The sequence below is a fragment of the Streptomyces sp. NPDC102514 genome, assembly GCF_055584525.1.
Genome location: NZ_JBVJLW010000021.1, coordinates 47,553 through 70,895 on the forward strand (window position 1 = coordinate 47,553; position 23,343 = coordinate 70,895).

General features: G+C 70.5%; 20 protein-coding genes. 7 read left to right on the top strand and 13 right to left on the bottom strand.

All coding sequences use genetic code 11. The annotated features are described in order from the left end of the window. Positions 1-69: 69 nt before the first annotated feature. The 3 genes from ACZ60E_RS38625 to ACZ60E_RS38635 are packed head-to-tail and all read left to right on the top strand — an operon-like array spanning position 70 to position 3,100. Entirely contained in the window at positions 70-1,428 is a 1,359-nt protein-coding gene (locus ACZ60E_RS38625) for an MFS transporter (RefSeq protein ID WP_384800789.1), read from the top strand. Further along, complete coding sequence (locus ACZ60E_RS38630) at positions 1,425-2,450, top strand: dihydroxyacetone kinase subunit DhaK (RefSeq protein ID WP_469446647.1); 1,026 nt, start codon at positions 1,425-1,427, stop codon at positions 2,448-2,450. The genes ACZ60E_RS38625 and ACZ60E_RS38630 overlap by 4 nt, the downstream gene beginning before the upstream one ends. Then, entirely contained in the window at positions 2,447-3,100 is a 654-nt protein-coding gene (locus ACZ60E_RS38635) for a DAK2 domain-containing protein (protein ID WP_469446649.1), read from the top strand. Before ACZ60E_RS38630 ends, ACZ60E_RS38635 begins: the two co-directional genes overlap by 4 nt. Positions 3,101-3,303: 203 nt before the next feature. On the opposite strand, the gene ACZ60E_RS38640 is transcribed toward ACZ60E_RS38635, so the two are convergent. Further along, positions 3,304-4,722, bottom strand: coding sequence for an MFS transporter (locus ACZ60E_RS38640; RefSeq protein ID WP_469446650.1), 1,419 nt, complete (start codon positions 4,720-4,722; stop codon positions 3,304-3,306). An 85-nt stretch (positions 4,723-4,807) separates the two neighbouring features. Between ACZ60E_RS38640 and ACZ60E_RS38645 the strand changes: the two genes are divergently transcribed. Continuing rightward, positions 4,808-5,773 carry an Lrp/AsnC family transcriptional regulator gene (locus tag ACZ60E_RS38645; protein WP_469446652.1) on the top strand — a complete coding sequence of 322 codons (966 nt, stop codon included), beginning with the start codon at positions 4,808-4,810 and terminating at the stop codon, positions 5,771-5,773. 78 nt (positions 5,774-5,851) lie between these two features. Here the strand turns inward: ACZ60E_RS38645 and ACZ60E_RS38650 are convergent, their stop codons facing one another. The 3 genes from ACZ60E_RS38650 to ACZ60E_RS38660 all read right to left on the bottom strand — a co-directional run bounded on the left by ACZ60E_RS38650 (position 5,852) and on the right by ACZ60E_RS38660 (position 9,357). Continuing rightward, positions 5,852-6,565 carry an ABC transporter ATP-binding protein gene (locus ACZ60E_RS38650; RefSeq protein ID WP_469446654.1) on the bottom strand — a complete coding sequence of 238 codons (714 nt, stop codon included), beginning with the start codon at positions 6,563-6,565 and terminating at the stop codon, positions 5,852-5,854. A 6-nt stretch (positions 6,566-6,571) separates the two neighbouring features. Next, positions 6,572-7,894 carry an ABC transporter permease gene (locus ACZ60E_RS38655; RefSeq protein WP_469446656.1) on the bottom strand — a complete coding sequence of 441 codons (1,323 nt, stop codon included), beginning with the start codon at positions 7,892-7,894 and terminating at the stop codon, positions 6,572-6,574. A gap of 146 nt (positions 7,895-8,040) precedes the next feature. Further along, entirely contained in the window at positions 8,041-9,357 is a 1,317-nt protein-coding gene (locus tag ACZ60E_RS38660; protein ID WP_469446658.1) for an ABC transporter permease, read from the bottom strand. A 174-nt stretch (positions 9,358-9,531) separates the two neighbouring features. On the opposite strand from ACZ60E_RS38660, the gene ACZ60E_RS38665 reads away from it, so the two are divergent. Then, the gene (locus ACZ60E_RS38665; protein WP_453790439.1) at positions 9,532-10,194 is read left to right on the top strand and encodes a response regulator transcription factor; all 663 of its coding nucleotides are present in this window, start codon (positions 9,532-9,534) and stop codon (positions 10,192-10,194) included. Further along, a complete protein-coding gene (locus tag ACZ60E_RS38670) occupies positions 10,185-11,411 on the top strand; it encodes a sensor histidine kinase (RefSeq protein WP_469446660.1) in 1,227 nt (408 codons plus the stop codon). Before ACZ60E_RS38665 ends, ACZ60E_RS38670 begins: the two co-directional genes overlap by 10 nt. A 90-nt stretch (positions 11,412-11,501) precedes the next feature. On the opposite strand, the gene ACZ60E_RS38675 is transcribed toward ACZ60E_RS38670, so the two are convergent. Further along, the gene (locus tag ACZ60E_RS38675) at positions 11,502-12,203 is read right to left on the bottom strand and encodes a hypothetical protein (RefSeq protein ID WP_469446662.1); all 702 of its coding nucleotides are present in this window, start codon (positions 12,201-12,203) and stop codon (positions 11,502-11,504) included. A gap of 420 nt (positions 12,204-12,623) precedes the next feature. Here ACZ60E_RS38675 and ACZ60E_RS38680 point away from each other — a divergent pair, with 420 nt between their 5' ends. Then, a complete protein-coding gene (locus ACZ60E_RS38680) occupies positions 12,624-12,779 on the top strand; it encodes a hypothetical protein (protein WP_384800826.1) in 156 nt (51 codons plus the stop codon). Between the two features lie 965 nt (positions 12,780-13,744). On the opposite strand, the gene ACZ60E_RS38685 is transcribed toward ACZ60E_RS38680, so the two are convergent. The 8 genes from ACZ60E_RS38685 to ACZ60E_RS38720 are packed head-to-tail and all read right to left on the bottom strand — an operon-like array spanning position 13,745 to position 23,259. After that, positions 13,745-14,650, bottom strand: a complete 906-nt coding sequence (locus ACZ60E_RS38685) for an aldehyde dehydrogenase family protein (RefSeq protein ID WP_469446664.1) — start codon at positions 14,648-14,650, stop codon at positions 13,745-13,747. Further along, positions 14,643-16,133, bottom strand: coding sequence for an aldehyde dehydrogenase family protein (locus ACZ60E_RS38690; protein ID WP_469446666.1), 1,491 nt, complete (start codon positions 16,131-16,133; stop codon positions 14,643-14,645). The genes ACZ60E_RS38685 and ACZ60E_RS38690 overlap by 8 nt, the downstream gene beginning before the upstream one ends. A 16-nt stretch (positions 16,134-16,149) precedes the next feature. Next, positions 16,150-17,124, bottom strand: a complete 975-nt coding sequence (deoC, locus tag ACZ60E_RS38695) for a deoxyribose-phosphate aldolase (RefSeq protein WP_469446668.1) — start codon at positions 17,122-17,124, stop codon at positions 16,150-16,152. Then, entirely contained in the window at positions 17,117-18,136 is a 1,020-nt protein-coding gene (locus ACZ60E_RS38700; RefSeq protein ID WP_384800835.1) for an ABC transporter permease, read from the bottom strand. The genes deoC and ACZ60E_RS38700 overlap by 8 nt, the downstream gene beginning before the upstream one ends. Further along, on the bottom strand, positions 18,133-19,686 hold the full coding sequence (locus ACZ60E_RS38705; RefSeq protein ID WP_469446669.1) for a sugar ABC transporter ATP-binding protein: 1,554 nt from the start codon (positions 19,684-19,686) through the stop codon (positions 18,133-18,135). Before ACZ60E_RS38705 ends, ACZ60E_RS38700 begins: the two co-directional genes overlap by 4 nt. Positions 19,687-19,712: 26 nt before the next feature. Next, positions 19,713-20,675 carry a sugar-binding transcriptional regulator gene (locus ACZ60E_RS38710; protein WP_385833484.1) on the bottom strand — a complete coding sequence of 321 codons (963 nt, stop codon included), beginning with the start codon at positions 20,673-20,675 and terminating at the stop codon, positions 19,713-19,715. A gap of 26 nt (positions 20,676-20,701) precedes the next feature. Then, a complete protein-coding gene (locus ACZ60E_RS38715) occupies positions 20,702-22,213 on the bottom strand; it encodes an FGGY-family carbohydrate kinase (RefSeq protein ID WP_469446671.1) in 1,512 nt (503 codons plus the stop codon). After that, positions 22,210-23,259 carry a galactitol-1-phosphate 5-dehydrogenase gene (locus ACZ60E_RS38720; RefSeq protein ID WP_469446673.1) on the bottom strand — a complete coding sequence of 350 codons (1,050 nt, stop codon included), beginning with the start codon at positions 23,257-23,259 and terminating at the stop codon, positions 22,210-22,212. The genes ACZ60E_RS38715 and ACZ60E_RS38720 overlap by 4 nt, the downstream gene beginning before the upstream one ends. Positions 23,260-23,343 lie beyond the last annotated feature (84 nt).

Sequence of the window (23,343 nt, forward strand, 5' to 3'; positions counted from 1 at the left end):
GATGAGGACGGCACCGACCGCGTCTTCGAGTCGCCATCGCATTCGAGCCGCCATCGCAATGGAGCGAGCATGTCCACACCAGCCACGGCACCTGCCGCCGCGCCGGCCTCCCGGTCGTCCCTGCGCAAGGTCGTCACCGCCAGCGCCCTGGGCACCACCGTCGAGTACTACGACTTCACCCTCTACGCGACGACCGCGGCCCTGGTCTTCGACAAGATCTTCTTCCCCGACGCCTCACCCCTGGTGGGTACGCTCGCCGCCTTCGCCACCTACTTCGTCGGCTACGCGGCCCGTCCGCTCGGCGGCATCCTCTTCGGCCACTTCGGCGACCGCCTCGGCCGCAAGAACGTACTGATCATCACCATGCTGATGATGGGCCTGGGCACCTTCGCCATCGGACTGTTGCCCTCCTACGACAGCATCGGCATCGCCGCCCCGATCCTGCTCGTCGTCATCCGCCTCGTCCAAGGCCTCGGCATGGGCGGCGAATACGGCGGCGGCGTCCTCATGGCACTGGAATACAGCCCCAGGACCCGACAGGGGTTCTTCACCTCCCTCGTGCACATCGGCACCCCGGCGGGAGTGCTGATCCCCGTCGGACTCGTCACCGCCCTGGACGCGGCGCTGCCCGGCGGGGCCTACGACGACTGGGCCTGGCGACTGCCGTTCCTCGCCAGCATCCTGCTCGTCGGCGTCGGCATGTGGATGCGCTTCCACATCACCGAGAGTCCCGAGTTCGTCAAGATGCGCGCCGACCGCGAGGTGCAGAGCCTGCCCGTACGGGAAGTGCTCACCAGGCGCCCGGCCACCGTCGTCTTCTCGATCCTCGCCAAGATCGCGGAGAGCGGTCTGTTCAACATCTACTACGTGGTGGCCATCACCTACGTCACCACCGAACTCGACCGCGACAAGACGCCCGTACTGCTCGCCGTCCTGGTCGCGTGCGCCGTCGAATGCTGCACCCTGCCCCTGTTCGGGGCGCTCTCCGACCGCATCGGCCGCCGCAAGGTGTACATCGCCGGCGCCCTCTTCCAGGCCGTTCTCGCCGTGCCGTTCTTCCTGCTCATCGAGACCGGCCAGTTCTGGGCGTACGTCCTCGGCATGACCCTCGGCCTCGGCGTGGGCCACGCGGCGATGTACGGCGCGCAGGGCGCGCTGTTCTCCAACCTGTATCCCGTCAACGTCCGCTACACCGGGCTCTCCGTCACCCAGCAGTTCGGCGCCACCCTCGGCGGCGGCCTGTCCCCGCTCATCGGAACGGCCCTGCTGGCCACCGCGGGAGGCCACTGGGGCTGGCTGATCCTCTACTGCGTCGGCGTGGCGGTCCTGTCCGCGCTCGCCACCACCCGGCTCGGCGCGGGGGAGGCCGAATCCGGCACCCCGGCTCCGCTGCCGACGCCCGTCCCCGAAAGGACCGCGACCCCGTGAACCGCCTCTTCCTCCCCGACACGGCACCCGTGGAGGCCGCACTGCGCGGTCTCGCCCTGGCCCACCCCGACCTGCTTGACCTCCACCATGACCCGCTCTACGTGACCGCCCGCGACCGCGACCCCCGTCGCCGCGTCGGACTCCTCTCCGGCGGCGGCTCCGGGCACGAACCCCTGCACACCGGGTTCGTCGGCCGCGGCATGCTCGACGCCTCCGTCCCCGGCCGGGTCTTCGCCTCACCGCACAACCGCCAGGTCTACGAGGCCTCACGGGCCGTCGCGGGCGAGGACGGCGTCCTGCACATCGTGAAGAACTACACGGGGGACCGCATCAACTTCGGCATCGCCGCGGAACGGCTGCGGGCCGACGGCATCCGGGTGCGCCGCGTCCTGGTCGACGACGACCTCGCCACCGAGGACGAGACGACGGCGACGGGCCGGCGCGGTACGGGGGCCACCGTCATCGTCGAGAAACTCCTCGGCGGGGCCGCGGACACCGGACTCGGCCTCGACGAACTCGCGGACCTCGGCGCCGAGATCGCCGCCGCCTCGCGCAGCGTGGCCGTCGCCTCCCGCGCCCACACCTCGCCCGCCCGGGGCGGTCGCGCCTTCGAACTCGGCGACGACGAGCTGGAGTACGGCGTGGGCATCCACGGTGAGCGCGCCGCGCGGACCGTGGCCCGTCCGCCGCTGGAGGAACTCGTCGACCGCATGACACGGCAGGTGCTCGACGGCCTGCCCCGGCGCCCCGAGGACGTCCTCCTCCTCGTGGGCGGCCTCGGCGCGACCACCCTGCTGGAGCTGTACGCCGTCCACGACCGGGTCCGCCACTTCCTGGACGCCCATGGTGTGCGCGTCGCCGGACAACTCGTCGGCACGTTCGTCCCCGCCCTCGACATGAGCGGTTTCTCCCTCACCCTCACCACGCCCGGAGAGCGCTGGCTCGACTGGTGGCACGCGCCCGCCTGGACCCCGGCCTTCCCCGTCACCCAGCCCCTCGCCGGTACGGAGCCCACACGATGACCCTCGACCACCGCCTCGACCACCGCGTCGTCCTGCGCACCTACGCGCAGACCGCGCGCACCGCGCACGACACGCTGACCGCACTCGACCAGCTCTCCGGGGACGGCGACTTCGGCGACAACCTCCGTGAAGGCCTCGACCGGGTGGAGACCGCACTTGGCGAACGCCCCGACGACGCTGCCTTCGCGGTCGCCGCCTCGGTCTTCCTCGACGAGGTCGGCGGCACCAGCGGCCCCCTGATCGGCCTGCTCTTCCAGGAGATCGCCCGCGCCCTGGCCCTCTCTGAAGACGCCCGCGAAGGGTGGCGTACGGGCGTCACCGAGGGCCTGGCCGCGATCCAGCGCGTGGGCGAGGCGGAGCCGGGGGACCGCACCATGGTCGACGCGCTCGTCCCGGCCCGGGACGCCCTGACCGCGGGGGAGGACTTCGCGGGCACAGCCCGTGCCGCCCTCTCCGGCGCACAGGCCACCGCCGGCATCAAGGCCCGCCGGGGCCGCGCCGCCTACGTGGGTGACCGAGCCCTCGGAGCCCCCGACCCCGGAGCCATCGGCGTGGCCCTGCTCTTCTGGTCGCTGGCCGGGGTGGCCGAACCTGACGCGGCCTTGGACACCCTGGAGGAGTTGCTCGGGCGGGCACGCGACGGCGGGTGACAACCCCACCTCGTCCCCCTCAGGGCTCCTGGTCCGTCCACGGACACGGGATCCGACCCGACAGGCGACCTTCACAGGGACGAGGAATCAAAGGCGGGCCCGCGCCCTCACGCCTCGCGAAGAAAGGCTGAGCGAGGCATGAGCGCAGGAAACGCAGGCACATGCCGAGCTCTCCGTCCTGAACGCACCTTGCCGGAGCAGCCCTATCGACGAGCCGATGGTTCTGCCTCCTCCAGGTCCGGTGATGCGACCGGCGCGGCGGGACGCTTGCGGAGCAGGACGAGCACCAGGATTCCGGCGGCCAGGGCGGTTGCGGAGGCGATGCGCAGGGTTGCGTTGAGCCCGTCGGCGAATGCGGCCGGTGTGCCGTGTCCGTCGGCGACCCGGTCGGTGAAGACGGTCCCGAAGACCGCCACGCCGAGTGCGAGTCCGAGCTGGCGGAACGTGTTGAGTGCCCCGCCGGCCATCCCGCTGCGCTCGCGTGGCACCTCGGCCAGCAGTGCCGAGGCGTTCGTGGGCAGTACGCTGCCGACGCCCAGTCCGGCCACGATCAGTCCGGGGACCAGGACCGTGCCGGTGCTGTCCGCGCCGATCCTGGCCTGGAGCAGGTTGCCGGCGGCTATCAGGAGCAGGCCGATGCCGACGGTCCAGCGCGGGGCGATCCTCTGCAGGACCCGGCCGGCGCCCGCGCCGACGACCAGGGAGGCGGCGGCCATCGGGAGGGCGCCGTACAGGCCGGCGTCGACGGGGCCGTTGCCGAGCACCTGCTGCAGCCAGACGGTGCTGAACGGCAGGTAGCCGAAGGCGGCGGCCTGGGTGAGGAACGCGGCGACGATCAGTACGGTGAACGGCGCTCGGCGGAACAGGGCCAGATCGAGCATCGGGTGGTCCGAGCGGGCTTCGGCGACCAGGAACAGGGCAAGGGCTGCCAGGCCGGCGGCGAACGCGGCCAGCGCCACGCCGTCGGTCCAGCCTGCTTCACCGGCGCGGATCAGGCCGTACGTCACGGCAGCCGCCGCCACGGTGAAGCTGATCGTGCCGGGCAGGTCGAGACGGCCGCCGCGCGGCGCCCGGGACTCGCTCACCCCGCGGATCGTGAACCAGACCGCGACCAGGCAGACCGGCAGGTTGACGAGGAACACCCAGCGCCAGCCGAGGTGTTCGGTCAGCAGGCCGCCGGCGAGCGGGCCTGCCGCGGCGGCGGCGCCGTTGACCGCGCCCCAGATGCCGAACGCGACGCCCCGGTCGTGGCCCTGGTAGGTGAAGTTGAGCAGGGCGGCGGTGCACGCGAACATGGCCGCGCCGCCGATGCCCTGGAGGATCCGGGCGGCGATCAGGGCCTGTTCGTTCGGGGCGAGCGCGCACAGCAGCGAGGAGAGGGCGAAGACGCCGATGCCGATCAGGTAGATACGACGGCGGCCGAACCGGTCGGCGAGCGAGCCGGCGCCGAGCACCAGCGCGGCCAGGGACAGGGCGTACCCGTCGATGACCCACTGGAGGTCGGTGTAGTCCGTCCGGAAGTCGTCGGAGATCGCCGGCAGGGCGACGACGACGATGAGGACGTCCACGAGCAGCAGGAAGGTGCCGAGACAGACGGCGATCAGTGGAGACCATTTACGCATGCACCGCAGAATGCTGGTAACCGCACCGCTTTCCCCAGCCTTCTTCGCCATTCCTGCGGATCTCGACAATCGCTAGGCTGACGTGGTGGAAATCGATGAGCTCGACCGGCAGGTGACGCACGCGCTGCGGATCAACGGCCGGGCCGGGTACCGGGAGATCGGCACGGTGCTCGGCGTCTCCGACCAGACCGTCGCCCGGCGCTACCGCCGGCTGCACGCCGAAGCAGGCATGCGCGTGGTCAGCGTGCCCAACCCCATCCGACTGGGCTACGAAACCTGGCTGATCCGCCTGCGCACCGCCCCGGAGTCGGCGCCGCGGATCGCCGGCGCGCTGGCCCGCCGCCCGGACACCGGCTGGGTGTCGATCACCTCCGGCGGTACCCAGGTCGCCTGCCTCGCGCGGGTGCCGGCCTCGGCCGACCGGGAGACCCTGCTGCTGCAGAAGCTGCCCCGGACCCCGCGGGTGACCTCGGTCAGCGCGCACTGCGTCATCCACCAGTACGTCGGCGGGGCGGTCGGCCCGGACCTGCACGACGACGCACTGACCGCCGAACAGATCACCGCGCTGACCCCGGCCCGGCCGCCGCAGGACAGCGACCGGCCGGCGGCGCGCCTCACCCCCGCGGACGCGCCCCTGCTGGACGCGCTCGCCCGGGACGGGCGGCTCAGCTACGCGGAGCTGGCGACCGCCGCCGGGTGGCCGGAGTCGACCACCCGACGCCGGGTGCAGGAACTGTTCGAGTCCGGGGCGCTCTACACCGACGTGGAGGTCGACGTGGAGCTGTACGGGTTCCGCGCCCCCGTCCTGCTCTGGCTGACGGTGACCCCGTCCCGGCTGGCGGCTGTCGGCGCGGCACTCCGCGAGCACGAGGAGGTCGTCTTCGCGGCGGCCACCACCGGCCCGACGAACGTACAGGCCACCGTCGTCTGCCGGGACATGCCGGAGCTCTACCGGTACCTGACCGGGAAACTGGGCCCGCTGGACGGCGTGGAGCGGATCGAGTCGGAGCCGCTGCTGCACAACGTCAAGCAACTCGGCTCGGTGAGCTGACCTTGCGCCGTCACTGAACGCAAGGCACACCGACGGCAGGGGACCGGCAGCGGCTGCAAGTGCCGCTTGTGCGGGAGTTCACCGGGTGTTGACCTGCTCCGTGAGCTTGCCCTTGCGGAGGCTGAGGACGCGGTCGGACTGGGACGCCAGTTGCTGGGAGTGGGTGACGACGACGACACAGGTGCCCTGCTCGTGGGCGAGGTCGCGGAAGGTGCCGATGATGCCCTGGGCGGTGTCCTCGTCGAGGTTTCCGGTGGGTTCGTCGGCGAAGAGGATGTCGACGTCGCAGGCGAGGGCGCGGGCGATGGCGACGCGCTGCTGCTGGCCGCCGGAGAGGCGCAGGACGTTGCGGGTGGCCGTCGTCCTGTCGAGGCCGATGTCCTCCAGGAGCCGCAGGGCGCGAGCCTTGCGGGTTTCGGTGACGGGTTTCGTGCCGGTGATCTCCATGGCGGTGGTGACGTTCTGGAGGGCGGTCATGTAGGTGAGGAGGTTGTACTGCTGGAAGACGGTGGCGGCGTGCTTGTTGCGGTAGCGGCCGAGACCGAGGGCGGTGAGGTCCTGCCCGTTGAAGCTGATGGTGCCCTTGGTGGGGGTGTCGAGGCCGCTGGCGAGGGAGAGCAGGGTGGTCTTGCCGCTGCCGGAGGGGCCCAGGACGGTGTAGAAGGTGCCTCGTTCGAAGGTGTGGTCGACATCCTTCAAGACGGTGGTCCTGCGGCGCTGGCCCACGTAGGTGTGGCTGACACCTGCCAGGCGCAGGAGGGGCGGAGCCGTGGCGGCGGGGGGCGTGGTCATGGCGGGTCACTTGCCCTTCGTGAGGATGGTGCGGGGGCTCAGCCGCAGGACGGACGCGGCCGGGACGGCGGTGGCGAGGAGGCCGATGGCGAGGCCGACGCCGCCGACCTCGGCGAGGTCCGCCGGGCCGAGCGCGACGGTGATCTCGTCGATGGGGTCGGCGTTCTCCACGGGCCGGTCGCCGGGGTCGATGCCCTGGTCGATTCCGGTGCTGCCGGGGGCCGGAGGCTGCCAGGAGTCGAGTGTGCGCTCGGCGGCGGAGGCTTCCCTGCCGAGCAGCGCCTGGCCGGCGCTCTGGGTCAGTGCGGGGGTGAACAGGGCGCTGAGGCCCACGGCCAGCGCGGCGACGGCGACGATTTCCAGGGCCTGTTGGGCGATGAGCTTGTTCTTCCTCTCGCCCATCGCCAGCAGGACGCCGTACTCCGTGCGGCGCTGTTTGACGGCCAGGTTGACCAGGAGGGCGAGTACGGCGGCGCCCGCGAGGCCCATCAGCCACATGGCGAGGGTGGCCGTGGAGCGGATGCTTCCCAGCGGCCCGGTCATCTGCTGGACGGCCTTGTCGTTGGTGTCGAGCTTGAAGCCGGTCAGTGCCGAGCCGGCGATCCGCTTCGCCCCGCTCTTGAACGAGTCCTGCAGGTCCGCGTCCCGGAGGAGGAACGTGGCCTTGCCGACCTTCTGCGGGCCGTCCTCTTCGGGGTCGAGCGCGGAGAGGCCGCCCACCGATCCGTAGATCATGTTGGCCGGACTGATGCCGTACTCGGCGTCGGCTTCGGTGGTGGGGCGTGGGTCGCGGTAGATGCCGCCCACGGTGAACTCGCCCGTGGTCTTCTCGTCGTTGCCGGTGAGCGTGATCTTGTCGCCGGTCCTGAGGCCGTTCTGTCGGGCCAGGCGCTCCTCGATCAGGAGTGGCTTGTCGTCCTGGTCGGCTGCGGTGATGTGTTCACCGGACAGGAGGGTGGACCTGCCGCTGCGGAAGTCGGGCAGGAGTGAGGAGTCCAGGACACCTATGGCCATGGTTCCGCCGAGGCCCATGGGGTCCTTGGGCCCGCCGTCGACGAGTTTGTTGCTGCCCGTGAGCAGGGCACGGTCCCAGATCGTGTAGGTGTATCTCTGCACCTCGGGCAGGGCGCCGATCTTGTCGACGGTCGCGGCGTCGATGCGCGGAGCCTGGAGCTGTCCTGTGTCGGCCAGTTGGCTCATGTCCACGTCGAGAGTGACCTCGGCACCGACCGAGCGTTTGGCGGCCTGTTCGGCCCGGGCCGTCGCGTCGTTGATGAGGACACCGGCCAGCACCATGACGGAGATGGCGAGGAAGGTGACGAGGGTCATCAGGGTGCGACTCCTGCGGGCCCAAAGACTGAGCCCTGCGCGTTTGACGAAGTTCATGGGGATCGGCTTTCTCGGTCCGTGCGGGCGGTTGGATGCCGGGGGAGGGGGTGTCAGGGGAAGGGAGTGGCGAGGGAGGAGGGCGTCGGTTACGCGGGGTCGGTGAGGACGGAGCGGGGATGCAGACGCAGGATCCCGATGCCCGGGACGACGGTGGAGACAAGGGAGATCCCCAGCGCGATGCCGGCGACCCTGCCGACATCGGCTGGCTCGACCCGCACCCTGGGCGGAGCGGTCCCGGCATCCGGTACGCGCCCCGCCGACGCCGGTCGGCTCTGGTGACCGAGCAACGCCTCACCGCTGCTCTGCCCGCCCAGCGAACCGGCCAGAGCGGCGAGCGCGACGGCGGGCAGCGCCACGGCCGCCACCTCCACGGCGTGCTGGCCGATGAGCTTCCACTTCTTCTCGCCCATCGCGAGCAGCACCCCGAGCTCAAAGCGCCGCTCGCGGATCTGCAGCATCACGACGAGGCCGAGGATCAGCGCTCCGGCCAGCGCGATCACCCAGACGATCAGCCCCGCGAAGGCGCCCACCCGCTGGATGGGCCGGACCTGGTCCCTGTACGCCTTGTCGTTGACGCGGAACTCCAGGCCGTCCCCGCCCAGCAACTTCTCCGCCGCGGCGTGCACTTGGCGGGCCTGGTCCGGCGAGCCGATCCTGAGGACTGCCTCGCTGACCGTCGCGGCGCCACCACCGAGCTTTTGCGCGGTGTCCACCGGGACGTACAGGGTGTTGCCGGGCAGCCGGTGCGCAGGTGCCCATGTCGCCGGGTCCTGCGCCGGGTCCTGGAAGACGCCGACGACCGTCACGGCCGCGGTGCGCTCGTCGTCCGCCGACCGCACCCGGAGGGTGTCGCCCACCTTCAGGTGGTTCTCGTCGGCCAGGCGCTGCTCGATCACCGCGACACTGCGGCCCGCGTCCCCGGGGGTGATGTTGCGGCCTGCTGTGATCTTCGCCGATCCGTACGAGAAGGGCAGCAGCATGGCTGTATCCCGTACGCCGTGTACGGACAGCGCGCCCCTGTCGGCATCGGAATCAGCGTCGCCGTCGCCGTCGCCGTCGCCATTGTCATCGTCCTTGGTCGAGGTGCCGCGCGGCTTCGGGACCCTCGACGCCAGTGGCGTGAAGGCCCGCGCGTCGGCCCGCACGGGAACCTCCGTGTTGTAGCGGTGCACGGGGCCCAGTGCACCGAGCCGGTCGGCCTGGGCGGGGGTGAGACCGTCCTTCCTGACTGTCACGTCGACGCCGATGGTGCGCTGCGCGTCGGCTTCCTGCCGGGCCGCGGCGGCCTCCAGCAGGAAACCGCCCAGGAGCAGGGTGCAGACGACCAGGAAGATCGCGAGCAGGGCGGCGGTCCTGGACCTTCTGGCACCCAGGCTCATCCCGGCGCGTTTGACGAAGTTCATGCCCAGACAGAAGCAGCCCGCTGTTTGCAGGCAGATAAGCGTGTTACGGCGGCATAAGGACTCGCCCCGCGCACCGGCTGCTCGGCGCACCGGCCGTAAGGAAGCCGGTCGGCCCGCAGCCCGCCCTTCCGCGCCTTTATCCGCCTGCAATCACGATGTTGGTTTCCTGGTGCCATGAGAGTTCTGGTAGCCGAAGATCACCGCGTCCTCGCCCGCACCGTCGCCACCGGTCTCCGCCGTCAGGCGATGGCCGTGGACATCGCCGCGACGGGCGACGAGGCCGAGCGGATGTGTCTGCTCACCGCCTACGACGTACTGGTCCTCGACCGCGACCTGCCCGTCATGAGCGGCGACGAGGTCTGCAGACGGCTGCGCGAACTCACCGATCCGCCCCGCATCCTGATGCTCACCGCGGCGGGCGGGCTCACCGACAGGATCTACGGCCTGACCGAACTCGGCGCCGACGACTATCTCGCCAAGCCCTTCGACTTCGCCGAACTCGTCGCCCGTATCAGGGCACTGAGCCGCCGCATCCCCAAACCGGCCCCGGCCCTGCTGCGCTTCGGCAGCCTCACCCTCGACGAGACGCGTCGCGAAGCATCCGTGGACGGAAACCCACTGGAGCTCTCCCTGAAAGAGACCGCGGTCCTGCGCCTGCTGATGCGGGCCGGCGGAGCGCCGGTGACCCATGACGACATCGTCCGCACCGTCTGGGACGAACACCTCGACACCCGCACCAGCGTGGTCCGCACCACCATCAGCCGCCTGCGCGGCAAACTCGGCGACCCCGGCCTGATTCGCACCGACAAGGGCGAGGGATACCGGCTGTGCGACTGAACCCCCGGGCTCTGCTGACCAGACTGCCCTTCCGCACCCGCCTGGCCCTGGCCTTCTCCGGACTCTTCCTCGTCGCCGGCATTCTTCTCCTCGCCTTCGTGGTGCTGCTCGCACGCTACGGAACAGCCCAGCAGGCCCAGGGAATCGCCGTCACGTACGGCGACGCCGAGACCGCCCGTGAGACACCGTCCGGCACCAGCACGCCGTTCGGCCGCACACAGCCCGTCGGACCCATGCTCCCCACCCGGCCGGAGTACCTCCCCGAACCCCCGAGTGATGTCGCCCTGATCCAGAAGATCGACCAGACCGTTCAGGCTGTCCAGGACACTGCCCTGCGCCAGATGGTGCTCTGGTCCGCCACCGGCCTTCTGGCCATGGCACTCCTCGCCGGACTGCTAGGCCGGTGGCTCGCCGGGCGTGCCCTGCGCCCCGTCACCTCCACGACCGAGGCCGCCCGCCGCATCAGCGAGCAGAACCTGCACCAGCGCCTCGCACTCACCGGTCCCGACGACGAACTCCACCGCCTCGCCGACACATTCGACACCATGCTCGACCGGCTTGAGCGGTCCTTCGAGAGTCAGCGCCGTTTCGTCGCGAACGCCTCCCACGAACTCAAGACACCCCTCGCCGTCCAGCGCGCCACCCTGCAGGTCGGCCTCGCCGACCCCCTACCCGACGACCTCACCGGCGTCCGTGAGGACCTGCTCACCGCCAACCGGGAAGCGGAACAGCTCATCGACGCACTTTTGCTACTGGCCCGCAGCGACCGCGGCCTGGAGAAGACCGAACCCGTGGACCTCGCGACCACCGCCCGGCTCGCGACAGCCGAACTGGCCCCTCAGGCAGCGCGGGACGGCATCCGCGTCGACCTCCGCGCCGGCATCCCCGCGGTCGTCCCCGGCGACCCCGTCCTGCTGCGGCACCTGCTGACGAACCTCATCCGCAACGCCATCCAGTACAACCACCCCGATGGCCACGTCCTCGTACGACTCGACGCCTCCGCCGTGACGGTGACCAACAGCGGACCCCGCATCCCCGCAGACCGCATCCCCGACCTCTTCGAACCCTTCCGCCGCCTTGACGCAGACCGCACCGCGACCACCGGCCACGGCCTGGGACTCTCCATCGCGGCCTCCATCGCCCAGGCCCACCACGCTTCCCTGACAGCACGCCCCGGCCCGGAGAACGGACTCACACTCACCCTGCGCTTCCCCTGAGACGGCATCACACGCAGGCGCAGTGCTCTCTATCCCCTAGTGGGTTCTTCGTCAGGCGGGTGTGGTCTCGTCCGTAATGGGTCCGGACTGCTAAGCGCCCAGCTTCCGGTTTCCTGATCGGTTGTATTGCTGCCAGTTGCTCTGGGTCATCATCTGCGGGCCTCGCCGTAGATCATGGATGACTTCCTCCCAGCCCGGGTCGTCCGTCGGCTCGTAGCCGGCGCGGATGTGCTCGACGAAGGTCCACCAGCTCTCGAAGTTCGGTGGGCTGGGGTCCAACGCGCTGTCGTGGTTGGTCAGCAGGTCGGAGGGCCGGGTCGGATCGGGCCTCTGCCGACTCGACGTCACGGGGTCCTCCCAGCGCAACGCGGCCAGACGATAAGGCACGTCGCCCATGCTGAAGCTGTGCGGATGGAGTTGCAGCGCCGGCCGAACCGCCCGGAGAAGCTCCGCCTCAGAATGCGGACCGAGTCCAATGGTGTTGGTGAAGACACGGCGCAGCCGCTCGCAGATCGCCTCGCTGAGGTACTTGGCGAACCAGTAGGCGTCGCCGTCGTAGTACTGCCGGTTGATGCCGATCAGCACCGTGTCGGTGTCGTACACCAGAGAGAAACTGAGACTTTCGATGTCGTGGCTCTCCGACGTGCGGAGATAGCAGGCACGGAGCCGGGAGAGCGGCAGGTGTTCGACCCGTTTGCTGCGCCAGGGCATCCCACGTCGGGTGATGGTCAACGCCCGGCCGTCGAAAGCGAAGGTCCACCCCGAGTACCGCATGACCATCGAGTCAGACATCTGTTCAATTTACCGAAGTCACCGGCATGCGACAACGGACGCGTCTTGGTGCGGTGGGGATCTGTTGGTGTGTAGGTCGCTGGATTATCCGAACCACCCTGGGCTCGCGGGGATGGTCCGAGGAAGGCCTTCATGAGGGGCGTCCTGACGCTGTCAGCCCCACCTCTGCGGGGACCCTGCGTCGATGTCCGCGCATGTACCGGCAGGTGGAGGCCGCAGGGGTCGGTCCGGTTGGGCAGCCGCTTCCTGGCAAATTTTTATGCGGAGGTGCGTGGATTTCGTGTTGCCGGGCACTCGGTCTATCGAACGGAGGTCCTGGTGTAATCCGGGGCCAGGGACCTACCAGTCGAGCGGACTTTGGGCCGTTGTGAAGCTCGGACGCACATGCGTCTGAGTGTGACCTGACGACAGGAACTTGAAATGATCATTCTTGGGCTTATTCTGCTGCTCATCGGCCTGCTTGTCGGCATGGGGCTGCTCACGACCATCGGCGGCATCCTCATTCTGGTGGGCGTCATCCTGTGGGTCCTGGGTGCGACGGGCCGCGCGGTCGGTGGACGCAAGCACTTCTTCTAGAGGCAGGGCGTGTCACCAGATCGCTGCGACGGGTGATTGTCCATGACTTTCTCCTCACTGGAGCGCCCACATCGTGAGGAACTCCTGGACCACGTGTTTGCTGTGCCTCGATGCCTCGATGCCTCGATGCCCCGGATCGCCTCGTGGTCGGGCGGGGCGGGCAGGAGGCCAGCGGTGGGCAAGCAGGCGCCGACGGTGACATCCCTACTGCCTGCGCTGCCTAGCCGGCTGGGGCCCTGCAGCCCCAGCCGGCAAAACAGCTGCGAGCGGCCGTTTCATGATCAGCGGCCCGGCCGTCAAGCTCAACCGAGACAAGCCGGAAAGATCGGCCGTGCCCAGGGGCCACTTCGGTCACACTGAGTCGGCGGCCGCCCTCGTGGCCTTCCTGCTCTCGGAGCAAAGCCGAGGCGTCGTCGGCGTGGACCATGCGTACGGAGCGCGAACCACGTCCCGTCGAAGTGTCCCGTGGTCGCAATTGCCTCGTCCAGCCTGTTCTGCACGCCGTGGCCAGGAGCCGAGCCGACGAGGCCCGCTTGCCGGGTAATGCCTGGCTCAGGGCCTCGACGTGGCGGCGGTTGCCTTCGCCCTGCAAGCCGAGCACTTCCCGGACCTCCTCGCGACGAACAGATGCCGATATACCGTCACCTGGCGCTGAGGGATGCCGCAGAGCGTCGCCCTGTCCGCCAGGGCGTGCTCCAACGCAGGGTGACCTGTCTCCCGGCACGCAGCGAAGCCCGTCGGGGCAAGCCCGAACGTGAACCTGAGGGATCGGAGACGGTGACCAAGCTGCGGCATGGCCACAACCTTCGCACGTGGGCCGAGCGCCGCGAAGTCAAAGAGAGACAGGCTCTTCTAGGTGATTCGGCGGTACTGGGCGGGCTCGGCATGCTTGTCGGCGAACTGAAGAAGGTCGATGGTGTGCTGTACCGCAGGTCGGGCCTGCGGTACAGCACACCAAGTGCTGTTCAGCGTCCTACGGTCTGCCAGACCGTCTTTGTTTCCAGGAACGGTGTGATGCGGGTGAGGCCCGGCAGCACGTTCCAGTCGGGGGACGGTTCCGGGCGCAGTACCCGGGTGAGGGTGGCCGCCGCCGCGGTCTCCAGCTCTGTGGAGAGGTCCCCCGCTCCGGCCAGGTCGAGCGCGTTGACATCGGCGTGGGCGGCCAGGGTCGGGGCGATCTCGGCGGTGCGGCCGGTGAGGATGTTGACGACCCCGCCGGGCAGGTCGGAGGTGGCGAGTGCTTCGGCGAGGGTGACGGCCGGGAGCGGGGCGCGTTCGCTCGCCACCACGACCGCGGTGTTGCCCGCGGCGATCACCGGGGCGACGACCGAGACCAGCCCGAGCAGGGGTGAGTCCCGGGGGGCGAGGATCGCGACGACGCCCGTGGGTTCGGGGGACGAGTTGTTCTCGTAGGGTCCCGACACCGGGTTGCCCCCGCCCAGTACCTGAGTGATCTTGTCGGTCCAGCCCGCGTAGTAGACCCAGCGGTCGATCGCGGCGGAGACGACGTCCTGGGCCGCTGCCTCGTCGATGCCCTGCGCGTCGATGACATCCTGGACGAAGTGGACGCGGCGGCCCTCCATCATTTCGGCGATCCGGTAGAGGATCTGGCCCCTGAGCTGGGCCGTCCGCGAGGCCCAGGGGCCGGACGCGGAGCGTGCCGCGACGACGGCGTCGCGTGCGTCCTTGCGTGAGGCGAGCGCGGCGTTGGCCAGGTGGGCGCCGTCCGACGAGGTCACGGGGATGCTCCTGCCCGATTCGGAGCGGGGGAAGGCGCCGCCCAGGTAGAGCTTGTAGGTCTTGTGCACAGGCATCCGCCGGAGCGCCGGAGCCGCCGGTGCGGGTTCGGGTGCCGTGGCCGTGTCAGCCATTGAGGTACGCCTCCAGTCCGTGCCGTCCGCCCTCGCGCCCGTAGCCGGACTCGCGGTAGCCCCCGAAAGGGCTCGTGGGATCGAATTTGTTGAAGGTGTTCGACCAGATCACTCCGGCGCGCAGCCGGTTCGCGGTCCAGGGGATCCTGCTGGCCTTCTCCGTCCATATGCCCGCGGAGAGACCGTAGGGAGTGTTGTTGGCCTTTTCGACGGCCTCTTCCGGGGTGCGGAAGGTCAGGACGGAAAGGACCGGGCCGAAGATCTCCTCGCGGGCGATCCGGTGCGCCTGGGTGATCCCGGTGAAGACGGTGGGCGCGAACCAGTAGCCCCGGGAGGGCAGTTCGCAGGACGGCGACCACTGCTCGCCTCCTTCGTCCCGGCCGGCCTCGGCGAGGTTCTGGATACGGGCGAGCTGGGCGGCGGAGTTGATGGCGCCGATGTCGGTGTTCTTGTCCAGCGGGTCGCCGAGCCTCAGCCGCGCCACCCGCTCCTTGAGCCGGTGCAGCACTTCTTCCGCGACGGACTCCTGGACCAGCAACCGGGATCCGGCACAGCACACGTGTCCCTGGTTGAAGAAGATCCCCGTGACGATTCCTTCCACCGCCTGGTCGAGCGCCGCGTCGGCGTAGACGATGTTGGCGCCCTTGCCGCCGAGTTCCAGCGTGACCCGCTTGGATGTGCTGGCGACGGTCCTGGCGATCTCCCGGCCCACGTCGGTGGAGCCGGTGAACGCCACCTTGTCCACGCCGGGGTGGGCGACGAGCGCCCGGCCGGTGGCCCCCGCGCCGGTGACGATGTTGACCACGCCGGGCGGCAGTTCGGCCTCCTGGCAGATCTCGGCGAAAGCCAGAGCGGTCAGCGGGGTGGTCTCCGCGGGTTTGAGGACCACGGTGTTGCCTGCCGCGAGCGCCGGGGCGATCTTCCAGGCGAGCATCAGCAGGGGGAAGTTCCACGGGATGACCTGGGCCGCGACGCCGAGCGGCCGTGGGGCAGGGACGCCGGGGGAGACGAAGGGCAGTTTGTCGGCCCAGCCCGCGTAGTAGAAGAAGTGCGCGGCGGCGAGGGGGATGTCGACGTCCCGGGTCTCCTTGATGGGTTTGCCGTTGTCGAGGGATTCCAGCACGGCGAGTTCGCGGGCGCGGTCCTGGATGATCCGGCTGATCCGGTAGAGGTACTTGCCGCGCTCGGAGGGGCTGGTCCGCGACCACACGCCGTCGTAGGCACGGCGTGCCGCGGCGACGGCGCGGTCCAGGTCCGCCTCGGTGGCCAGGGTCACCTCGGCGAGCTTCTCCTCGTCGGCCGGGTTGACGCTGACCAGGGTCTGTTCGCCCGGTTCGGTGAACTCGCCGTCGACGAAGAGTCCGTAGGCGGGCCGCAGTGAGACGACGGCCCTGGATTCGGGTGCGGGAGCGTAGAGGAGGGCGCCGGACCCGGAGGATTCCTGCGGGGTGGAGGCGGTGTGGGGCGTGGGGCGGTCTGACATGTGCGCTTGATCCCTTTCAGTCCGCGGAGTAGTAGTCGGGACCGGGGTACGTGCCGGTCGTCAGCTTCGCCCGCTGCATCAGCAGATCGTTGAGCAGGCTGGAGGCACCGATGCGGAACCAGTGGGGATCGAGCCAGTCGGGTCCTGCCGTCTCGTTGACCATCACGAGGTTGCGCAGGGCGTCCTTGGTGGTGCGGATGCCGCCGGCCGGTTTGACGCCGACCTGGCGGCCGGTCGCGGCGCGGAAGTCGCGGACCGCCTGGAGCATGATCAGGGTGACGGCGGGCGTCGCGGCGGGCGCGACCTTGCCTGTGGACGTCTTGATGAAGTCGGCCCCGGCGTGCATGGCCAGCCAGGACGCACGGCGTACGGCGTCGTGCGTGGCCAGTTCACCGGTTTCGAGGATGACCTTCAGATGGGCCGGCGGGCCGTCGGACCGGTCGCAGGCTTCCTTGACGGCGACGATCTCCTCGTACACCTTGCGGTAGTCCCCGGCGAGGAAGGCCCCCCGGTCGATCACCATGTCGATCTCGGTGGCGCCGTCGGCGACCGCGTACCGGGTGTCGAGAAGGCGGACCTCCAGCGGTGCGCGTCCCGCGGGAAAGGCGGAGGCGACGGATGCGACGCCCACGTTCGTGGACTCCAGGGCGCGTGCCGCGACGCCGACGAGGTCGGGGTAGACGCAGACGGCGGCCACCGGCGGAACCGTGCGGTCGGTGGGGTCCGGCAGCAGGGCCTTCGTGCACAGGGCGCGTACCTTGCCGGGGGTGTCGGCGCCTTCGAGGGTCGTCAGGTCGATCATGCGGATCGCCAGGTCGATGGCGCGTGCCTTGGTGGTCGTCTTGACCGAGCGGGTCGCCAGGTCGGCCACGCGGGCGTGGACGCCCGCCTCGTCGACGCCGGGGGTCGCGTCCATGAGGGCACGCAGTGCGGCGTTGCTGTGTGCGGGGGCCAGGGGTGCCTGGGGGGCGGGACTGGCGGTGTCAGGCACGGGAACCTCGCTTCTCTATGAGCATGTTGAGGATGAGCGCGACCACGAGGATCAGTCCGGTGACGACCATCTGGAAGAACGAACCGAGACCCATCAGATTGCACAGGTTGCGCAGCACGGACAGCAGCAGCACGGCGACGAAGGTGCCCATGACGCCGCCGCGTCCGCCGAAGAGGTTGGTGCCGCCGAGGACGACGGCGGCGATGGCATCCAGTTCGAGGCCGTTGAACGCGGTGGGCTGACCGATGGTGAGCCGTGAGGTGAGCAGCACCCCGGCGAGCGCGGAGAGCGCGCCGGAGATGGCGAAGACCGCGGTGATCACGCCGCGTACCGGCAGTCCGGAGAGGCGGGCCGCCTCCTTGTTGCTGCCCACGGCGTAGATGTACTCGCCGAACGTCGTCCCGCGCAGCAGGAGCCCGGCGGCGACGGCGACCGCGACGAAGATCAGGCCGACGATGGGCACGTAACCGACGAATCCGCCGCCGAGGAGCTGGAAGGCGTGCGGGATCTCGCCTCCGGCCGGCTCGCCGTCGGTCAGCAGGTAGGTCAGACCGCGGATGGCGGTGAGTCCGGCGAGGGTGGTCATGAACGCGGGCAGCGAGAGGTAGGCGGAGAGTCCGCCCATGACCGCGCCGAAGGCGGCGCCGGCGGCCAGGCTCACCACGATGGCCAGCAGGAAGTTGATGTCGTGGTCGATCAGCAGGGCGACGGTCATACCGCCGAAGGCGGCGACACTGCCGACGGACAGGTCGATCCCGGCGGTGAGGATGACGAGCGTCATCCCGACGGCGACGATGCCCGTGAGCGCGGACTGCTGCAGCAGGTTGGACATGTTGCGGACGGTGAGGAACTCGGGGGCGAGCAGGCTCGCGACCACGCACAGGGCCAGGAAGACGAGTACCAGGTTGAACCTGACGATGAGGTCGGCGCCCCGCCACCGGGGCGAGGGGGGCCGCGGGCTCCTGTCGCCGGGGGCCGATTTCGGGTCGACCACCGTGGTGGATGTGCTCATGAGGGTGCTCCAGGGGATATCGCTCTGGTGGGTGTCGCACCGGTGATGACGGTGTGCGCGATCGTGCTCTCGTCGGTGGTGCGGGGGTCGAAGCAGGCCACGTTGCGGCCTTCGTGCAGTACCCAGACGCGGTCGGCGTTGGCGGTCAGTTCGCTCAGTTCGCTGCTGGCCAGCAGGACGGCCACGCCCTGGTCGGCGAGGTGGCGGACCTGACGGTAGAGGTCGGCCTTGGCGCCCACGTCCAGGCCGCGGGTCGGCTCGTCGAGCAGCAGGACCCGGATGTCGCCCCTGGTGATCCACTTGGCCAGCACGACCTTCTGCTGGTTGCCGCCCGAGAGCTTGCCGACCGGCTGGTCCGGTGAGGAGCAGCGCACGCCGAGATCGGTGATGACCGGGGACGCGAGCCGACGGCCACGGCGTAGGGGGAACAGCCAGGGCCTGCGGTTGATCGCGGTGACGGCGGCGTTGCGGGCGACGGACAGCTCCAGCATCAGCCCCTGCTCCTTGCGGCTCTCCGGGACGAGCGCCAGACCGGCCCGTACAGCGGCGGCGGGGCTGCGCAACCGCAGGTCCTTGCCGTCGACGGCCGCGGATACGGTGGCGCGGGTGTCCGCGAACAGGGCTTTGAGGAGGGTGGTGCGGCCTGCGCCGCCGAGCCCCGCGAGGCCGACGATCTCGCCCGCCCGGACCTCGATGTCCTTGATGTCGATCAGCCCGGGGATCCGTGCGGAGCGGATCTCCAGGAGGGGCGGGCCCTCCGGCCGGGGCCGGTGGGTGGTCCGGACGAGTTCCCGGTTCTCGCCGATCATGTCGGCGACCAGCTCGTCGGCCGTCGTGGTGGCCAGGTCCCGGACGGCGACCGAGCGGCCGTCGCGCATCACGGTGGCGCGGTCGCCGATCTCCATGACCTCGTCGAGGCGGTGCGAGATGTAGATGACGGAGCGGCCCTGCGCGGTGAGGGAGCGGATCACTTCGAACACCGTGCGCAGATCGCTCTCGCCGAGAGTGGCGGAGGGCTCGTCCATGACGATGAGACGGGCGTCGGCCGTGAGCGCCCTGGCGATCGCGGTGAGCTGCTGCGCCGCGATGGGCAGCGCGCGGACGGGCGTGTGGACGGAGAAGTCCCCGCCTACCCGGGCGATGGCGGCCCTGGCCAGCTCGGCGCGCTCCTTGCGGCGTACGACGGGGCCCCATGACGGGGTGTGGCCGAGCAGCAGGTTCTGGGCGACCGTCAGGTCCGGTACGAGATCCAGTTCCTGGTAGATCACGGCGATGCCGGCGGCCAGTCCGGCCTGCGGACCGGCGAGGGCGACCGGCGCGCCGTCGAGCAGGATCTCGCCCGCGTCCGGCTGGTAGGAGCCGGCCAGGATCTTCATCAGGGTGCTCTTGCCCGCCCCGTTCTCACCGAGGAGGCAGTGGACCTCGCCGGGGCGCACGACCAGTTCGGCACCGTCGTTGGCGAGGGTGCCGGGGAAGCGTTTGACGATGCCGCGCATGACCAGCCGCGGGGTGTCCTCGCCGGCCGGGGCAGCGGTGTCGTGAGGGTGCACGGATCCTCCTTTCTGGCTCTTGGCGCTCACAGTTCCTCCCGCTGGTGCATGGCGAGCAGGTGGGCCGCGGTGTGCTGATCGGTGACGAGGGTGTTGCACAGGCCGCTGGAGACCACGGCCGCGCACACGGCGTGTTTCGCGGTGCCCGAGACGACGGCCACGGAGACGGCGCTGTTGCGCAGGTGCTCCAGCGGGAGCCCGAGGGTGCGGTCGTCGAGCGGCTGGTCGACGATGGCTCCCCGGGCGTCGATGAAGCGGCCCGCGACATCGCCGACGGCTCCGGCGGCGGCCAGGGACGCCAGGTCGTCGGCGGTCAGGTATCCGGAGCTGACCAGCACCGAGTCGGCTCCTATGCCGCCGGGGCTGAAGAGCACGGTGTCCGCGGCGGCGGCCTGGTCGAGGACGTCGGAGACCGCGCTGTCCTGCTCCAGGAGCCGGCGGGTGGTCTCCTGTTCCACGATGGACGGCACCGGCAGGACGCTGAGGGTGCCCTGCGCGAGGTGCGCGATCCGGCCCGCCATGTCCTGGGCGGAGGTGGGGGTGCGGGAGCGGCTGAGGCCCCCGTTGATCTGGACGACGTGCACCCCGCTGGCCCAGCCGGGAAGCAGGCGGGCGGCGAGCAGGTCGAGGGTGCGGCCCCAGGAGACGCCCAGCTGGCGGGGCGTCGGGTTCAGCCGCGTGAGGTAGTCGGCCCCTGCCTCGGCGACCCTGGCGCGCAGCCGCTCGTCGTCCACGCGGTCGGCGGCGACCACGACGGCGTCGCGCAGCCCGAAGGCGTCGCGCAGCCGTTCCTCCAGGCTGCGCATACGGGCCTTGGGGTGGACGACCTCGATCCGTACGATCCCCGCGTCCCGGGCCTCGGCGAGCAGCCGGCCCACCTTCCAGCGGGTGAAGTGGAGTTCCTCCCCGATCTGTTCCTGCGTTCGGTTCTGTTCGTAGTACAGGGAGGCGACCTGGTAGAGCAGGGCCTCGTCCTCGATGTTGGTCATCCGGACCTCCTTGTCCGACGGCCGGGTCAGCCCGGGTGGCGGTCGGGCGCGCTGAGCCGGTGGGCGATCGCGCGCGTGGCATCGGTCGCGGCCCGGTAGTCCGCGTATCCCTGTTCGAAGGCCGCGCGGTGGGACGAGTCCGGTTCGATGACCGTCACGCGCGGGGCGAAGCCCGCGGCGGCCTCGGCGAGGGAGGCGGCCTGACCGGCTCCGGCGGCTGCGGCGACCGCGCAGGCCCGCAGGGTGAGGTTGCTCTCGGCGACCAGCAGCAGCGGGCGGCCGAGGACGTCCGCGGTGGTGCGCAGCCACAACGGGTTGTGCCGGATACCTCCGGAGACGAACACTTCCTCGACCGGTACGCCGCCTTCGACGAACGAGTCGAGGACCTGACGGGTGCCGTAGGCGACGCCTTCGACGGCGGCCCGGTAGACCTCCGCGGGACGGCTGCCGAGAGTCAGGCCGAGGACTGCGCCGCGCAGCCGGGGGTCGCGCAGCGGTGTGCGGTTGCCCATGAAGTAGTCGAGGACCATCAGCCCGTGCGCGCCGGGCGGCAGCGCCGCGGCCTCCTTGATCAGACCGGGCAGCTCCGCGCGGGGCCGGCCGAGGAGTTGTTCACCGGCCCAGGTGAGCACGGACCCCGAGGTGACCTGCCCTCCCTCGACCAGCCACCGGCCGGTGTTCAGGGCATCCGGATAGGGGCCCCAGACGGTGGGCGGGAAGACCGGCTCGTCGATCTCCGTGACGAAGGCGGTGGAGGTGCCGCAGACGACCGAAACCCGGCCCGTCCGCGCGCCGCCGACGGCGAGCAGGGACAGATGGGCGTCGATGCCGCCTGCGCTGACCACGGCCCCGCCGGTGAGGCCGAGCTCGTCGCGGGCACCGGGCTGCACGGGCGCGACGGGGTTGCCGACCGGGACGATACGGCTGGGAAGCTTGTCCCGGAGGTCGGGTACACCCAACTCCGCGTAGAGGTCGTCGGGGAGGCCGGCGCCGCGCGGGTCGTAGTTCCACTTGCAGACGGCGTTCATCCGCGATCCCGTCCACTCGCCGGTGAGGCGCCAGACGAGGTAGTCGACCGCCTCGACGATGTGGCCGGCGGCACGGTAGACGTCCGGCTGGTGCCGGGCCAGCCACATGGCCTTGGGCACGAGCCACTCGACCGCGTCGGAGCCGCCCGCGTACCGCAGGACCGGATGGTCCAGGGTGGCTGTCAGCGCGGACTCCGCACTGGCCCGGCTGTCCATCCAGAGCAGTGCGGGACGCAGCGGCCGTCCGGCCCCGTCCAGTACGGCGACGGTGGACGCGGTGGTCGCGACGGCGACGCCGGCCACCGGGGGCGAGCCCGCCTCGGCGAGGGCCGCGCGGGTGGCGGTGACCACGGCGTGCCACCAGTCCTCGGGGTTCTGCTCGGCCCAGCCGGGGTGCGGGAAGGAGGTGGGGTAGCCGCTCTGGCTCAGCCCGAGTTCCGCACCGTCGGCGCTGTACACGGCCACCCGGGCGCTCTCGGTACCCAGGTCGATGGCGAGAAGAGCGCTCATGGACGGTCTCCGTTCGGCAGGAAGAGGACCTTGGAGCTGAAGATGGACCGCTCGCCCAGCTGACGCAGGGTCGCGGAGACGTCGTCGAGCCCCAGTTCGTGAGTGATCATGAACTTCCAGCGGAGGCTACCGTCCCCCATGGCACGGGCGGCGGTGCGCCATTCGTCACCGGGAAACGGGGCGGAGAAAGAGTTCCAGGCGCCGTGAAGGGTGACCTCCCGGCGCAGGAAATTACTGAAGGTGGCCTTCGGCAGGACGACGGGATCGTGCGGGATGCCGATGAAGACGGCCTGTCCGTGCCGGGCGGCGAGGGAGACGGCCTGGTCAGCGGTGGCCGGCACACCGGCGGACTCGATGATGACGTCGTAGCCCTGGCCCGCGAGTTCGGTCGCCCGCTCGGCGGTGGTGGCGGTGTGGGTGGCGCCGGCCTCCATGGCCATCGCGGCCTTCTCCTCGCTGACGTCGATGGAGAGCACCTCGTGCGCGCCGGCGAGCAGCGCCCACTGGATGGCGAACAGGCCGATGGGCCCCGCGCCGACGACCGCGACCCGGTGACCGGTGCGCAGCTTGGTGCGCCAGATGGCGTGGAGGGCGATGGCGGCCGGGTCGAGCATCGCGGCGGCGCGCGGGTCGAGGTCCGGGGGCAGCACCATCAGATTGCCCTCGGGGACGGTCACGTACTCGGCGTAGGCGCCGGCACGCCGACTGCCGAAGTAGTCGTAGTCCTCGCAGAGGCTGAAGTGCCCCTGGGTGCAGGGGGTGCAGCGGCGGCAGGGAATCAGCGGCGGGACCGCCACCAGGTCACCCTCCTTGACCGTGCCTGCCGCCGCGAGCTCCGCGCCGAGCGCCACCACGTGCCCGGAGAACTCGTGGCCGCAGATCAGCGGGAGGTGGTAGGCCCCTCCGGGGCGCAGCATCCTGGGTATGTCGGAGCCGCAGACCCCGCACGCCGCGACACGGACGAGCGCCTCCCGGGGCGCGGGCACCGGTACGGGCACCTCCTCGACGCGGATGTCGCCCGGGGCGTGCAGCAGGGCGGCTCGCATGGTTTGCGGCATTTTCGTATCGCTCTCTCGGGTGGGGGCGGGGCCGGATCCGGCCCGGCGCGTGCGGTGGGGCGTCGTGTCTCG